The organism is Glutamicibacter sp. V16R2B1 (assembly GCF_005774635.1).
Classification (GTDB): domain Bacteria; phylum Actinomycetota; class Actinomycetes; order Actinomycetales; family Micrococcaceae; genus Glutamicibacter; species Glutamicibacter creatinolyticus.
Genome location: NZ_VATX01000015.1, coordinates 140,523 through 154,187, shown reverse-complemented (window position 1 = coordinate 154,187; position 13,665 = coordinate 140,523). Strand labels below are relative to the sequence as shown.

Annotated in this window: 12 protein-coding genes; 6 read left to right on the top strand and 6 right to left on the bottom strand. The window is 64.8% G+C overall.

Features of this window, described 5'->3' with window-relative positions:
* Positions 1–221 precede the first annotated feature (221 nt).
* The gene (locus FDN03_RS10750) at positions 222–1,874 is read left to right on the top strand and encodes a bifunctional 3'-5' exonuclease/DNA polymerase (protein ID WP_138176853.1); all 1,653 of its coding nucleotides are present in this window, start codon (positions 222–224) and stop codon (positions 1,872–1,874) included.
* A 16-nt stretch (positions 1,875–1,890) separates the two neighbouring features.
* Here FDN03_RS10750 and FDN03_RS10745 read toward each other — a convergent pair whose 3' ends face one another.
* The gene (locus FDN03_RS10745) at positions 1,891–2,568 is read right to left on the bottom strand and encodes a CoA pyrophosphatase (RefSeq protein WP_138176850.1); all 678 of its coding nucleotides are present in this window, start codon (positions 2,566–2,568) and stop codon (positions 1,891–1,893) included.
* Complete coding sequence (gene nth / locus FDN03_RS10740) at positions 2,565–3,353, bottom strand: endonuclease III (RefSeq protein ID WP_138176847.1); 789 nt, start codon at positions 3,351–3,353, stop codon at positions 2,565–2,567. The genes FDN03_RS10745 and nth overlap by 4 nt, the downstream gene beginning before the upstream one ends.
* Positions 3,354–3,553: 200 nt before the next feature.
* Between nth and acs the strand changes: the two genes are divergently transcribed.
* Together acs and aroQ are read left to right on the top strand one after the other, a co-directional pair.
* Complete coding sequence (gene acs / locus FDN03_RS10735) at positions 3,554–5,530, top strand: acetate--CoA ligase (RefSeq protein WP_138176844.1); 1,977 nt, start codon at positions 3,554–3,556, stop codon at positions 5,528–5,530.
* 163 nt (positions 5,531–5,693) lie between these two features.
* The gene (gene aroQ, locus FDN03_RS10730) at positions 5,694–6,146 is read left to right on the top strand and encodes a type II 3-dehydroquinate dehydratase (protein WP_138176841.1); all 453 of its coding nucleotides are present in this window, start codon (positions 5,694–5,696) and stop codon (positions 6,144–6,146) included.
* A 54-nt stretch (positions 6,147–6,200) separates the two neighbouring features.
* Here the strand turns inward: aroQ and FDN03_RS10725 are convergent, their stop codons facing one another.
* Positions 6,201–7,391, bottom strand: a complete 1,191-nt coding sequence (locus FDN03_RS10725; protein ID WP_138176838.1) for a MarP family serine protease — start codon at positions 7,389–7,391, stop codon at positions 6,201–6,203.
* Between the two features lie 206 nt (positions 7,392–7,597).
* Between FDN03_RS10725 and FDN03_RS10720 the strand changes: the two genes are divergently transcribed.
* Positions 7,598–8,275: a Crp/Fnr family transcriptional regulator gene (locus tag FDN03_RS10720; RefSeq protein ID WP_054820866.1), complete on the top strand. Its 678-nt coding sequence runs from the start codon at positions 7,598–7,600 to the stop codon at positions 8,273–8,275.
* 97 nt (positions 8,276–8,372) lie between these two features.
* Here the strand turns inward: FDN03_RS10720 and FDN03_RS10715 are convergent, their stop codons facing one another.
* The 3 genes from FDN03_RS10715 to FDN03_RS16815 all read right to left on the bottom strand — a co-directional run bounded on the left by FDN03_RS10715 (position 8,373) and on the right by FDN03_RS16815 (position 9,984).
* On the bottom strand, positions 8,373–9,269 hold the full coding sequence (locus FDN03_RS10715; RefSeq protein WP_138176835.1) for an NUDIX hydrolase: 897 nt from the start codon (positions 9,267–9,269) through the stop codon (positions 8,373–8,375).
* A gap of 61 nt (positions 9,270–9,330) precedes the next feature.
* Positions 9,331–9,807 (bottom strand): RidA family protein, encoded by a 477-nt coding sequence (locus tag FDN03_RS10710; protein WP_138176832.1) that lies wholly within the window; start codon positions 9,805–9,807, stop codon positions 9,331–9,333.
* 21 nt (positions 9,808–9,828) lie between these two features.
* Positions 9,829–9,984, bottom strand: coding sequence for a DUF4177 domain-containing protein (locus tag FDN03_RS16815; RefSeq protein ID WP_246049554.1), 156 nt, complete (start codon positions 9,982–9,984; stop codon positions 9,829–9,831).
* Between the two features lie 175 nt (positions 9,985–10,159).
* Between FDN03_RS16815 and FDN03_RS10705 the strand changes: the two genes are divergently transcribed.
* On the top strand, positions 10,160–12,403 hold the full coding sequence (locus tag FDN03_RS10705) for a transglycosylase domain-containing protein (protein WP_249354511.1): 2,244 nt from the start codon (positions 10,160–10,162) through the stop codon (positions 12,401–12,403).
* 109 nt (positions 12,404–12,512) lie between these two features.
* On the top strand, positions 12,513–13,463 hold the full coding sequence (locus tag FDN03_RS10700) for a metallophosphoesterase (RefSeq protein WP_138176826.1): 951 nt from the start codon (positions 12,513–12,515) through the stop codon (positions 13,461–13,463).
* Positions 13,464–13,665 lie beyond the last annotated feature (202 nt).

Here is a 13,665-nt window from a genome sequence, read left to right as displayed (position 1 = left end):
GCCGGGGTTCGGAAACATTTGGGGCGCCGCGATTGGCACAGCGCGGTCGGTGGCCAGCGGCGGGGGCGGGACCGCCACAAAACGCTGATCCACACCAGCCGGTTCACACCGTCGGAGGTTCTCTAGCCATTTCATGCCCCAACCGTGACCGGCCACGCCTGGCCTGGAGGGTCGAAGGCGGCCGAATGGGGAAATCTCGGGCACCAAGGCACAATTAAGCCATGCCCACACTCGCCTTCCTCGCCACCGGCACCGATGAGGCCTTCGCCGTCATTTTGCTGCGCGAGGAAGCCGATGGAAAGCAACTGGCTCCACCGATCACGGTGTCCCGGCAGGACTTTGCCGCCACCGTCCAGCGCCTGGAAGACCGGTACAGCCCACGCTGGGTCATCTCCCGCACCGCGAACTGGATGCCTGCGCTGCTGGAGGCCGACGTGCACCTGGCCAAGGCCCATGTCCTGGACCTGGCCCAGCGGATCCTGCACCGCAGCCCCTTCGTCTCCCAGCGACTACCCGATGTGGAGCTGGACGAACGTGCCGCCCGCCCCGCCCAGCCGGGCCAGGACACGCTGTTCGCCGAACCCTCCCAGGGTGAGGACCTGCCCGGACTGGAGGCCCGCTACCTGCAGCAGCGCCAGGCCCTGCCCAACGACGCGCAACAGCGTCACCGCCTGCAACTGCTGCTGCGTGCCGAGAGCATCGGCGCGGTCATTGCCGCGGAGATGGAGCACGCGGGGTTGGCCTGGGATGCGAACGCGCACCGGGCCCTGCTGCGAGAACAGCTGGGCGCCCGGGTCCCGGAGGGGATGCGAGAACCGAAACTGGCGGAACTGGCCATCGAACTCGGCCAGGCGCTGCACAGCCCGGGACTGAATCCGGATTCGCCCCAGGAGCTGCTGCGCGCCCTGCAGCGGGCCGGGTACCCGGTGGGTTCGGTGCGCGCCTGGGAACTGGAGCAGCACCGTGATCCGGTGATCAACCTGGTGCTGCACTACAAGCACCTCTCCCGGCTGGCCAGCACCCACGGGGATGCCTGGCTGGATCAATGGGTGCGCGACGCGCGCTTCCACCCGCATTACGTGTTGGGCACTGTCGCCTCCGGGCGCTGGGCCGCCACCGGCGGCGGGGCCCTGCAGCTGCCGCACGATATCCGCCAGGTGATCACCGCCCCTGCCGGACGGGTGTTCGTGGTGGCCGACGGACGCCAGCTGGAACCGCGGATCCTCGCAGCCATTTCCGGGGACGCTGCACTGCAGCAAGCCGGGCAGGACGCTGACCTGTACCAGGCGTTCGTGGACGTCGGGGTCGCCGCCAGCCGGGCGGATGCGAAGCTGGGCATGCTTTCGGCAATCTACGGGGGAAGCTCGGCAATGGCCGCCGGGGTGGTCTCCGCACTGGAGCGCAACTTCCCGCGCGCCATGGAGTATGTCAGCCAGGCCGCCCGGGCCGGGGAACAGGGCCAGGGGGTGCACAGCTGGCTGGGCCGTGGCTGCCCACCGGCCTCCGAGGAATGGGTGAACGCCCAGCGCCACACCGCCGACGCGGCCGCCCAGGCCGCCGCGGATGCCGCTGCCCGCTCCCGGGGCCGGTTCACCCGCAACTTCGTGGTGCAGTCCACCGCCGCCGAATGGGCGCTGGTATGGATGGCGCACACCCGGCATTTGATCTACTCAGCCGGGCTGCACACCCGCTGCCGGCAGGTCTTCTTCGTCCACGATGAGCTGGTCTTCGAGACCGAAGAGGCGCTCGCCGAAGGCTTGGCCCACGCGATCCGCCAGGGCGCCCGGCAGGCCGGACAAACCCTCTTCGGGCAGCATTCCCCGGACTTCCCGGTCAGCGTGGCAACCGTCAAAAGCTACGCGGACGCCAAATAGGCGGTCCTTGGGGCGCTTAGGCCATCTTGATTTCGCGCGCGGTATCCCAGTGCCGGGTCCAACCCAGTTCATTGAACAGGCGGTCCAGCACGATCGCGGTGAACCCCCAGATGATGCGCCCCTCATAGTCGAACGCGGGGGCGCTGAAGCGCTGCCGGCCACGGCTGACCACGGCGCTGAGCCGGTTGTGCGGGTTGAGCAGTTCGGCCACCGGGGCGCGGAACACGTCCTGGGACTCCCCCGGGTCCACCGGGTAGACCTCACTCTCCTGCTGCCACCAGCCGATGACGGGGGTGACCAAAAAATTGGTGATCGGCAGTTCGGCGTCCGACAGCTGGCCGAGCACCTGGATCCCGTCGGTGCGCACCCCGGTCTCCTCCTCGGCCTCACGCAGCGCGGCGGCTGCCGGCGAATCGTCTTCCGGGTCGATGCCGCCGCCGGGGAAGGCGATCTGCCCGGCATGGTTGCGCAATGTCGCGGCGCGGGTGACAAACAGCAGGTCCAGTTCATCGGCCGGGCTGTCGTCGCGCAGCGGACCGGAATCGTGGTGCCCAAAGAGCATCAGCACCGCCGCGCGGCGGGCGGTCGGCGCGTCCACCTGCTGCATCACCCAGTCCCGGGGCATCGACTGCGGGGCCCCGGCCCGGGTGCGGTGCGTCTTGATGATGGCTTCCAGTTCAGTGCGTGCGCTCATGCTCCCAATCCATATCCCTGGCTGCGCAGTTCGCGGCGGGTAGCTCCTGCCCGCATCTTCTCCAGCAGGTCTTCGCGTCCCGGCGCCAGCTCATACTTAAGTAACTTGCGCGCCTTGGCAGGTATTTCCTCCCCGATTCCGTAGGAGGGACACAGCTTGGCCAGCGGGCAGGCCCCGCAGGCGGGGGTGCGGGCGTGGCAGACGCGTCGGCCGTGGAACACCACGTGGTGGCTGAGCATGGTCCAGTCACGCTTTTCAAACAGCGCCCCCACCGCGTGCTCCAGTTTTACCGGGTCGGTTTCGCTGCTCCACCCAAAACGGTTGGCCAGCCTGATGAAGTGGGTGTCCACGGTGATCCCCGGGATCCCGAACGCGTTGCCCAACACCACGTTGGCGGTCTTGCGGCCCACCCCGGGCAGCTTGACCAGCTCCGCCAGCTTGCCCGGCACCTGCCCGTCATGCTGGTCCACCAAGGCGGTGGAAAGCCCCAGCAGGGATTCGGCCTTGGCCCTGAAAAACCCGGTGGGGCGGATCAGTTCCTCCAGTTCGGGCCGCTCGGCCTGGCTCATGGCCTCGGCATCCGGGTAGCGGGCGAACAGTGCCGGGGTGATGGAGTTGACCCGCACGTCGGTGGTCTGCGCGGAGAGCACCGTGGCCACCAGCAGCTCGAAGGGGTTCTCGAAATCAAGTTCCGCGACCGCGTACGGGTAGGTTTCGGCCAGGATCCGGTTCATCTTCCGCGCCCGGCGCTTCAGGGCCAGCGAAGACTCGGTGATACTTTTCATCGACACCCCCTGATCGTGTCACGGCCGGGCTGTTTTTCTGAAGATTACGCACGCTTCGGCGCAGGGCTACGACCGTTCGGCGCACTTTTCGGGCCTCTGGCGTCCCAAATGGTGGCGCAGTTCACTTTAGCGGCCGCGAAAGGGGTAACTTGGATCACAGGAAACTTTTGTGAATGCCAAGCCGGAAGGGAAGCACACTGATGAGCGAAGCCAAGACCCTGGACAACCTCTCGAACGAGACCCGGTCCTTTGCCCCGAGTGTTGAGTTCGCCGCCAACGCCGTGGCCAACGCCGAACAGTACAAGAGCGCGGACGCGGACCGCCTGGGCTACTGGGCGGACCAGGCGCGCAAGGTGCTGACCTGGGACACCGACTTCACCGAGACCCTGGACTGGTCCGAGGCGCCGGTGGCCAAGTGGTTCGTGGGCGGGAAGCTGAACGCCGCCTACAACGCGCTGGACCGGCACGTGGAGAACGGCCTGGGCGACCGGGTTGCCATCTACTTCGAGGGCGAGCCGGGTGACACCCGCGCCTACACCTATGCGCAGCTGACCGAGGAAGTGAAGAAGGCCGCCAACGCATTTGAATCCCTGGGCGTGGCCAAGGGCGACCGGGTGGCGGTCTACCTGCCGATGATCCCCGAAGCCGTGATCACCATGCTGGCCTGCGCCCGTATCGGCGCGATCCATTCGGTGGTCTTCGGCGGCTTCTCCGCCGACGCGCTGCGCAGCCGCATCGATGATGCTGAGGCCAAGCTGGTGGTCACCGCCGACGGCACCTGGCGCCGCGGCAAGCCCAGCCCGCTGAAGCCGGCCGTGGACGAGGCCCTGGCCGCGCCGGGACACACCGTGCAGAACGTGCTGGTGGTCAAGCGCAACGGCGAGGACGTGGCCTTCGGCGAACTGGACAAGTGGTGGGATGACGTCGTGGGCGCCGCCAGCACCGAGCACACCGCCCAGGCGCACGACGCCGAGCACCCGCTGTTCGTGCTGTACACCTCCGGCACCACCGGCAAGCCCAAGGGCATTGTGCACACCACCGGCGGCTACCTGGTCCAGGGAGCGGTCACCCACCGTGACACCTTTGACCTGCACCCCGAATCGGACGTGTTCTGGTGCACCGCCGACATCGGCTGGGTGACCGGGCACAGCTACGTCACCTACGCCCCACTGGTCAACGGCGCCACCCAGGTGATGTACGAGGGCACCCCGGACACCCCGCACCAGGGCCGCTGGTGGGAACTGGTGGAAAAGTACGGGGTCACGATCCTGTACACCGCCCCCACCGCGATCCGCACCTTCATGAAGTGGGGCCGGGAAATCCCGGACGGCTACGACCTGTCCTCGCTGCGCGTGCTCGGCTCGGTGGGCGAACCGATCAACCCCGAGGCCTGGATGTGGTACCGGGACGTGATCGGATCAAACAACGGCAAGAACGGGGAGAAGAAGGAACACCCCACCCCGATCGTGGACACCTGGTGGCAGACCGAGACCGGCGCGCACATGATCGCCCCGCTGCCCGGGGTGACCTCCACCAAGCCGGGTTCCGCCCAGGTGGCGGTGCCGGGCATCAGCGTGGACGTGGTCGATGAGGAAGGCAAGTCCGTCGGCAACGGGCAGGGCGGCTTCCTGGTCATTCGTGATCCGTGGCCGGCCATGCTGCGCGGCATCTGGGGCGACATGCAGCGCTACAAGGACACCTACTGGTCGCGCTTCCAGGACATGTACTTCGCCGGGGACGGGGCCAAGAAGGACGATGACGGGGATATTTGGCTGCTGGGCCGCGTGGATGACGTGATGAACGTGTCCGGCCACCGCCTGTCCACCACCGAAATCGAGTCCTCGCTGGTCGCCCACCCGCTGGTGGCCGAGGCTGCGGTGGTTGGCGCGAAGGATGACACCACCGGGGAGGCCGTGGTCGCGTTCGTGATCCTGCAGCGCGAACCGGAGGAGGGCCAGGACGTGGTGGCCACGCTGCGTGACCACGTGGGCAAGGACATCGGCCCGATCGCCAAGCCGCGCCACGTGCTGGTGGTCCCGGAACTGCCCAAGACCCGTTCGGGCAAGATCATGCGCCGCCTGCTCAAGGATGTGGCCGAGGGCCGTGAGGTCGGAGACGCCACCACGCTCTCCGATGCGACGGTGATGACCCAGATCGCGCAGTCAATGCGCAAGTAGCAGCCGAGTCCGGCGCCGCCTGGCGCCGGTGACCTGCCCGGCCCGGAAAGCCAGGAGGAGACATCCTTCCGGTTTTCCGGGCCGGGCGCTTTTTAACGCCGGGTGACCGCTCTTTGACGCCGCCGCAGGCTGGGCGGGACGCCGGTGCAGTAAATTTGGCTCCATGAGCGCAACCGAGAAGAACACCATCCTGCTGGTCAACGGCCCGAACCTGAACCTGTTGGGCACCCGGGAGCCGGCCATCTACGGCCATGACACGCTGGCCGACGTCGAGGCCCTGGCCCGCGACACGGCCGCGGCCCACCAGCTGGAGGTCAAGGCCGTGCAATCCAACCATGAGGGCGTGCTGATCGATGCGATCCACGAGGCCCGGACGCAGGCAGCCGGGATCGTAATCAACCCGGGGGCCTTCACCCACACCTCGGTGGCCATCGCGGATGCGCTGGCGGGGGTGGATTTGCCGGTGATCGAGGTGCACATCTCCAACGTGCACCAGCGTGAAGCGTTCCGCCACCACTCCTATGTTTCCCCGGTGGCCAGCTCCATCATCATTGGTGCCGGGATCAACGGCTACCGGCTGGCCGTTGAGCAGCTCGCGCACCTGCTCGGCCACTGACCCCGCGACGCTCCCACGGGGCCTGCACCGGATGGGGCACCGCGTGCGGCGGTGTTAGTCCTGCAGGCAGCCGCCGGTCTTAATCGACTTGGTGCGGCCGGCCGCTTTGGCCATGGCCTCTTCCAGCTCGTCCAGGCTCTGGGCGAAACCGACCTCCTCGTCGCTGCGCGACTTGGCGAACACCATGCCCACGGCCTGCCCGTCCTCGTTGACCAACGGCCCGCCCGAGTTGCCCTGGGACACTTCGGCGGTGAGCTGGTAGACGGACAGCGACCCGGTCTTCTGCTCGTAGATGTCGGCAATGGTCACGGTCGCCTCGGAGGCGACCACCGCGCCACGGATCTGCAGCGGACCGCCGGCCGGGTGGCCAATGAAGGCCGCCTCGTCCCCGCGCACCAGATCCTGGCCGGCCATCGGCAGCGTCTCGGCCTGCAGTCCGGGAACGTTGAGCACCGCGATGTCCGCGGCCGGGTCAAAGTACACCACCTTGGCGCGCAGCAGCTCCTGGTCCGGCACCTCGACGGTCGCGGCGCTGACCCCGGCCACCACGTGGGCGTTGGTCATCACCATTTCCGGGGCCACCACGAAGCCGGAACCGGTCAGGTTCACGCCGCATTGGGCGGCGGTGCCGGAGATCTTCGCCACCGAATCCTCGACATCCAGCTGTGCCTGGCTGGGGGCCCAACCGGTTTCCTCCACCGGCTCCACGACCGGGGCGAAGGGTTCCATGATGGCTGGAAGGGTTTGGGCCATGACCGCTGAACGTGCCGAGGAGATGGCCGAGGTGACGAACTGCGGGGTGGCGTTGCGGATCGTGGCGATCATCGAGGACTGGGCGATCTCGGTGGACAGGCGCGGGATACCCATTGAGGAGGTGGAAAAGGCCAGCGCGCCGATGACGGTCGCGGTGATCAGCACCGACAATGCGCCGCCCATGAGGCGGTCAAAGACCCGCACCACATCAAAGTTCAGCCGCCGCCGGATGCCGGTGGCAATCACCCGACCCAGTGCCTGGCCCAGCAGGATCAGCACCGCGGCCGCGCCAACCATCAGGCCGACCCGGCCCCACGGGTTGGACACCCAGGTGGACACCAGCGGGATGGCGAAGAACGCGGCAATACCGCCGGCCACCAGCCCCAGCATGTCCCCGACGGTGAGCATGAAACCGCGCCGAACCCCGGCAATGAAAAAAGAAAGGAGAACGATGCAGATGGCAATGTCTAGCCAGTTGAAAGCTGCGAGCAACGAGACTCCACTTCGTTCTAATGATCCTTCGGCCTTTCCAAGGTACCCTTTTTACCTGATGGATTTCTGCGAGTTCTTTTGCTCCCTCAGCCGTATTCGGCGTGATTAATAGCATTTTCTCGGCAAAACCACGTGTGGAAACTGTCACATTGTTACCGGATGCGGCACAATGAAATTAGCGCTCACTACTGTTGACAGGAGATTTAATGGATATCGAGGTTTTGCGCCGCGCGCCGCTATTCGCATCTTTGGGTGATGACGTCTTCACCACCCTGACCGAAGAGCTGACCGAAGTTGATCTCTCTCGCGGTGCATCAGTGTTCCGTGAGGGCGACCAGGGCGACCAGCTGTACTTCATCGTTTCCGGCAAGATCAAGCTGGGGCGCACCTCGGCTGACGGCCGCGAGAACCTGATTGCAGTGCTCGGCCCGGGTGAACTCTTCGGCGAAATGGCCCTATTCGACCCCCACCCGCGCAACGCCACCGCCACCGCAGTCTCCGAGACCCGCCTGGCTGGTCTGCGCCACGAGAACCTGCGCAAGGCGATCCTGAACTCCCCCGAGGTTTCCATCCAGCTGCTCCAGGCCCTGGCTGCCCGCCTGCGCCGCACCAACGAGTCGCTGGCGGACCTGGTCTTCTCGGACGTTCCGGGTCGTGTTGCCAAGGCCCTGCTGGACCTGGCTGACCGTTTCGGCCGCCCGGCCACCGACGGCATCCTGGTCGCCCACGAGTTGACCCAGGAAGAGCTGGCCCAGCTGGTTGGCGCTTCGCGTGAGACCGTGAACAAGGCCCTGGCCGAGTTCGTGCAGCGTGGCTGGCTGCGCCTGGAAGCACGCGCCGTCGTGATTCTGGACATCCAGCGCCTGCGCCAGCGTTCGCGCTAAAACTGCGAAGCCCCGGACGGCCGGCCTCCACCGTGTGTGAAGACCGGCAGTCCGGGGCTTTTTGCTGTCCGAAATTAGTCGGGGCAGGATCCAGCGCCTAGCGCCAGTCGTCCAGGTCCCCGTCATCGCTGGTGACCACTTCCAGCAGGTAGCGTTCCTCACGCTCCAGCAGGTTCGGGTGCTGGGCCTGCAGGGAACGCAGCCTTGCCAGGTAGGCGATCGCCCCGTTCGATTCGGCCAGCTGCTCCATGATCATTTCCACGGCCGGGTAGGTGATCTGGCTGAACGGCAGCTCGCGGGTGTCGGGCTGGTCCACCAGGTCCCCCAACCAGCTGCCGTGGCGCTGGGCGATGACCTCCCGCGCATTGCACCATTGGGCCCACCGGCCCTTGGCCCGCAGCAGGCTGGTGCTCTGGCCTTGGGGCACGGCGGCACTGAAGTACCAGGTGTCAAAGCGGCGCAGCGCAAAGTTCGGGCTGACCCAGTGCGCGACCGGACGCAGCAGGTCGGTGCGCACCCCCAGGCCGCGACGGGCCAGGAAGCTGCTGAACTGCAGGTCCTGTCCGGCAATGGCCTCGCGCGCCGCCATCCATTCCTCGGGTTCGCCGGCCTCGGCCACCGTTTGTTCATCGGCGCCAGCCAGCAGGATCCCGGTTTCCTCAAAAAGTTCACGAATCGCGCACACCACGTGCGAGCGGACCAGCCGCTGGTCCAGGACCCCCATCTTCGCCGACCAGGCACCCAGCGAGGGGCCAAACCACTGCAGCTCGCTGAAGTCATCGGCTTCAACACTGCCACCGGGGAACGCGACGGTTCCCAGGGGCGACTCCCCCGCACGGTAGCTGAGGTAGGTTTGCAGCCCGTCGTTGTCGTCGCGGACCAGGCACACCGAGGAGGCGCGCCTGGCCTTGCGCGGGGTGCGGGAGCCGAAGGTCACCCAGTTCTCGGCCGCCGAGACCTGGGATGGCGGCAACGGGAAAACGCGTCGTTGCACGCCGGTGCGCGGGACGGGAGGAATCTTTCCCCCGACCCGCGCACCACGTTCCGGAATCCGGCTACTCAAATTCGGCGATAACCTCGACCTCGACCGGGGCATCCAGTGGCAAGGCGGCGACGCCGACCGCCGAGCGGGCGTGCAGCCCGGCATCCCCGAAGACCTCACCGAAGAATTCCGAGGCACCGTTGATGACGCCCGGCTGAGCGGTGAAGGTCGGGTCCGAGGACACGAAACCCACGACCTTCACGATGCGCTTGATGCGATCCAGGTCACCAATTTCAGCTTTGATGGCCGCCAATGCGTTCAGCGCGCAGACCTGTGCCTGCTGGGCAGCGACCTCGGTGGAAACCTCGGCGCCGACCTTTCCAGCAACTGTGAGTTCTCCCTTAATTAGCGGAAGCTGCCCTGAGGTGTAGACGTAGTTGTCGGAGGTCACAGCCGGCAGGTAAGCGGCTACCGGCTTGGCGACGGCGGGAAGCTCATGGCCCAGCTCGGCCAGCCGTGCTTCGACACGCGAAGAATTCGCTTCTTGCATGGGGTTTTGCTCCTTTATCGTTTAGGCTTTCGGACGCTTCATGTAGGCGACCGGAGAGGTTCCGTTGGGGCCTGGCACAACGGCGACCAGCTCCCAGCCGTCATCTCCCCACTGGTCCAAGATCTGCTTGGTCGCGTGGATTACTAGTGGCAATGTTGCGTACTCCCATTTAGTCATACTCGCTACGTTAGCGCGTCCTTGTAAACTAGTACGCATGGCAGCTAAGAAGTCCCCCTTTTTTGACACAGCTACCACTCTTGGCAAGATCGTTGCATTCCTTGGAATCAGTGCCTTGTGTGGTGTGCTCGCGGCCGGCATGTTGGTGCCCGCTGCGGCAATCGCGAAAACCGGTATGACCACCGGATCCAACATCGTTAACTCGCTTCCGGCGTCGTTTGAAAAGCTGCCGATTCCGCAGCCCTCCCAGATGTTGGACCGCAAGGGGAAGGTCATTGCCACCTTCTACGAGCAGAACCGTGACCCGGTGAAGCTTGAGGACATCTCCCCATACATGCGCAAGGCCATCGTCTCGGTTGAGGATGAGCGCTTCTACGAGCACAACGGTGTTGACCCCAAGGGCATGCTGCGCGCTGCTGTCTCGAACCTGACTTCTTCTTCGCGCCAGGGTGCCTCGACCCTGACCCAGCAGTACGTGAACAACCTGCTGGTGAACAACCAGTACCTGACCGGTGACAAAGACACCACCGTGTCGGGCCAGAAGGACTACGCGGACAAGATCCGCGAAGTCCGTTACTCGGTGGCAATCGAGAACGAGATGTCCAAGGACGAAATCCTCGAAGGCTACCTGAACCTGGTGCTCTTCTCCGGGCGTGAATACGGTGTGCAGGCTGCCGCACAGCGTTTCTTCTCGGTGGATGCCAAGGACCTGAACCTGCAGCAGTCCGCGATGCTCGCGGGTATGGTGCAGCTGCCTAACGTGTACAACCCGATTGACAATCCGGAACGGGCCAAGGACCGCCGCGACAAGGTCCTGGGCAACATGTACCGCACTGGGGCGATCACCAAGAAGGAATACGACAAGGCCGTGGCCTCCAAGCTGGAGACCAACCCGAGCCAATCACGTTCCGGCTGCATGGCCGCCGGCGACAACGCCTACTTCTGCGACTACGCGACCCGTTTGATCACCCGAGATGAGGCCTTCGGCAAGACCAAGGAAGACCGCACCAATCTGCTGTACCGCGGTGGCCTGACCATCAAGACCACCATTGACTCCAGTCTGAACAAGAAGGCCGCGAAGGATACCCGCAAGGCCATCATCCCGGACATGAAGGGCAATGAAGACATTGGTGCCTCGCTCGTCTCGGTAGAACCGGGCAGTGGCAACATCGTCACCATGGCGCAGAACTCGACCTACGCTCCTGACAACGAAAAAATGGAGAACAGCGTTCTCAACTACTCTGTGGAACGTTCCCTGGGCGGTGCTGGCGGTTTCCAGGGTGGCTCGACCATGAAGCCGTACACCACTCTGGCCTGGCTGCATGAGGGTCACCACATGTACGACAAGATCAATGCGAAGCGGCAAACCTTCATGCCCGGCGACAAGTGGCAGGCTTCGTGTCTGCCCGGCGGAACCACTACCGTCGGTGAAAAGTGGACTCCTAAGAACGCCTCCTACGGCTTCTACAAGAACATGACCGTGGACTACGGACTGTATTGGTCGGTCAACGCAGCGACCGTTCAAGAGGCCCGGCAGGTTGATCTGTGCACCATCACCGACTACACCACTAAACTGGGCGTGCTCAACCAGAACGGTGGAGAAAACGGTGCCCCCGCGCCGATCAGCCCGAAGAATCCATCGTTTGTTATCGGCTCGGTTAGCATTACCCCGCTGTCCCAGGCTGCTGCTTTCGCCGCGTTTGCCAACAAGGGCGAATACTGTGAGCCACGTGCCCTGACCTCCGTGGTGGACGGTGAAGGCAACAAATACAACGTGCCGCAGCCGGACTGCAAGCAGGTCATTGACGAGCAGAACGTGGCCGATCTAAACGGGACTTTGCAGAAGATCGCAACGAAGCGCGTGTCCAAGGGGCAGGTATCCGGACCAATCGCGGGCAAGACCGGTACCAATAACTGGTCGACCTCCACCTGGTTCGTCGGCTACTCGACCGGCATCTCGACCGCTGCCTGGGTTGGTCGCGTGGACGCCCAGGCTGCTGAGAAGAAAAACACTCTGCAGAACAAGGTCGTGAACGGTCGCAGGTACGGCAGCATTGTGGACTCCTCAACGTTCGCTTCCCCGCTGTGGGTCGACTTCATGGAGGAAGCAGTCCACGAGTTCGACCAGGGCTCCTTCGGCTCGGCTCGTTCGGCTCCCAAGCCGAAGCCGCAGCCCAAGGAGGATTCGGATTCCAGCGATTCGAGCGACTCCAGCGACTCGAGCGACTCCAGCGATTCGAGTGACTCGAACAAGTCGGATTCGGAAGATTCCAAGGATTCGAAGGACAAGAAGGAAAAGAGCGAGAACAAGTCCAAGGGCGAAAATAAGTCCAAGGACAAGGGCGAAGACAAGAAGGAAAAGAAGTCCAAGCCTGAACCGACAAAGTCGGGTTCGCCGAACGACTCCGACGAGGACTAAACTGAAGGCCGCGGCCACCTTGGTGGCCGCGGCCTTCCTTTATCCGCAACTACGATGGTTTCGCATTCCAACCAGCACTTTTCGTTGAAAGGACACTGACGGTCTACCTATGACTTCACAGAAGGATTTTTCAACGGCCTTGGCCTCAGCCGCTCGCCGCACCGCCTTGCTGGCAGGCGGCGCCCTGGCCCTGGGCACGGCGGCCATCGGTTATGGAATGTATGAAACCCAGCAGTTCCAGCTGCGCCGCGAAACCCTTCCGGTCCTGCCGGTGGGCGCCCCCGACATTCGGATCCTGCATCTGTCGGACATCCACATGGTGCCTGGCCAGCAGCTCAAGCGGCGCTGGCTGCACCAGTTGGCCGAGTTGCGCCCCGACTTCGTGATCAACACCGGCGATAACCTGTCGCACCAGAATGGCGTGCCGGCCCTGATCGACGCGCTGGAGCCGCTGATGCAGTTCCCCGGCGCCTTCGTTCCCGGGTCCAACTGCTACTTTGCCCCGCAACTGAAAAACCCCCTGCGCTACCTCAAGCGCAGCCGCGGCGTGCCGAACAACTCCAGCCGCAACGCGCTGCCGCACGAGGAGATGCACCGGCACTTCGGCGCCGCTGGTTGGCTGAATATGGCCAACCGCAACCAGTCGGTTCCCATGAAGGGGATCCGCATGGATCTAAGCGGTGTGGATGACGCGCACATCAACCGCGACACCTTCGCCGGGTGGCCGGCCGGCTCGGTGAACTCGGCGCGCTCCCCGCACGTGAAGATCGCGTTGGCCCACGCGCCCTACCAGCGGGTGCTGGATGAGTTCACGCGCACCGGCGCCGACGTCATCTTCGCCGGGCACACCCACGGCGGCCAGATCTGCATTCCCGGTTACGGTGCCCTGGTGACCAACTGCGATTTGCCTACCTGGCGCGCCCGGGGACTGACCAACTGGGAGCTGAACGGACGCAGCGTCCCGCTGAATGTGTCCGCCGGTATCGGCAATTCCCGCTTCGTCCCGGTACGCATCGCCTGCCGGCCCGAAGCCGTGCTGGTGACCCTGACCTCCAAGTAGGCATCGGCCCGCACCGATACTGCTAACGCTTCGCCTCCCGCGCCACCGGTGCGGGAGGCGAAGTTGTTCTTGCCACCGCACCGCCATGATTTGGAAGTCCGCCCTTCAAGCCGGGCCGCAGGACGATTGAATATTCTCAACCACAACCGGTAGCCTGTGTGGTGGATCAAATCACACTTCCCAGAACGAAGGTAAAACGGTG

What these genes read in the sequence shown, in the direction of transcription:
- FDN03_RS10710 (WP_138176832.1), bottom strand. Translation starts at nt 9,807, where the DNA reads ATGCAAGAAGCGAATTCTTCGCGTGTCGAAGCACGGCTGGCCGAGCTG.
- FDN03_RS10720 (WP_054820866.1), top strand. Translation starts at nt 7,598, where the DNA reads ATGGATATCGAGGTTTTGCGCCGCGCGCCGCTATTCGCATCTTTGGGT.
- aroQ (WP_138176841.1), top strand. Translation starts at nt 5,694, where the DNA reads ATGAGCGCAACCGAGAAGAACACCATCCTGCTGGTCAACGGCCCGAAC.
- FDN03_RS10745 (WP_138176850.1), bottom strand. Translation starts at nt 2,568, where the DNA reads ATGAGCGCACGCACTGAACTGGAAGCCATCATCAAGACGCACCGCACC.
- FDN03_RS10700 (WP_138176826.1), top strand. Translation starts at nt 12,513, where the DNA reads ATGACTTCACAGAAGGATTTTTCAACGGCCTTGGCCTCAGCCGCTCGC.
- FDN03_RS16815 (WP_246049554.1), bottom strand. Translation starts at nt 9,984, where the DNA reads ATGACTAAATGGGAGTACGCAACATTGCCACTAGTAATCCACGCGACC.
- FDN03_RS10750 (WP_138176853.1), top strand. Translation starts at nt 222, where the DNA reads ATGCCCACACTCGCCTTCCTCGCCACCGGCACCGATGAGGCCTTCGCC.
- acs (WP_138176844.1), top strand. Translation starts at nt 3,554, where the DNA reads ATGAGCGAAGCCAAGACCCTGGACAACCTCTCGAACGAGACCCGGTCC.
- FDN03_RS10705 (WP_249354511.1), top strand. Translation starts at nt 10,160, where the DNA reads ATGACCACCGGATCCAACATCGTTAACTCGCTTCCGGCGTCGTTTGAA.
- nth (WP_138176847.1), bottom strand. Translation starts at nt 3,353, where the DNA reads ATGAAAAGTATCACCGAGTCTTCGCTGGCCCTGAAGCGCCGGGCGCGG.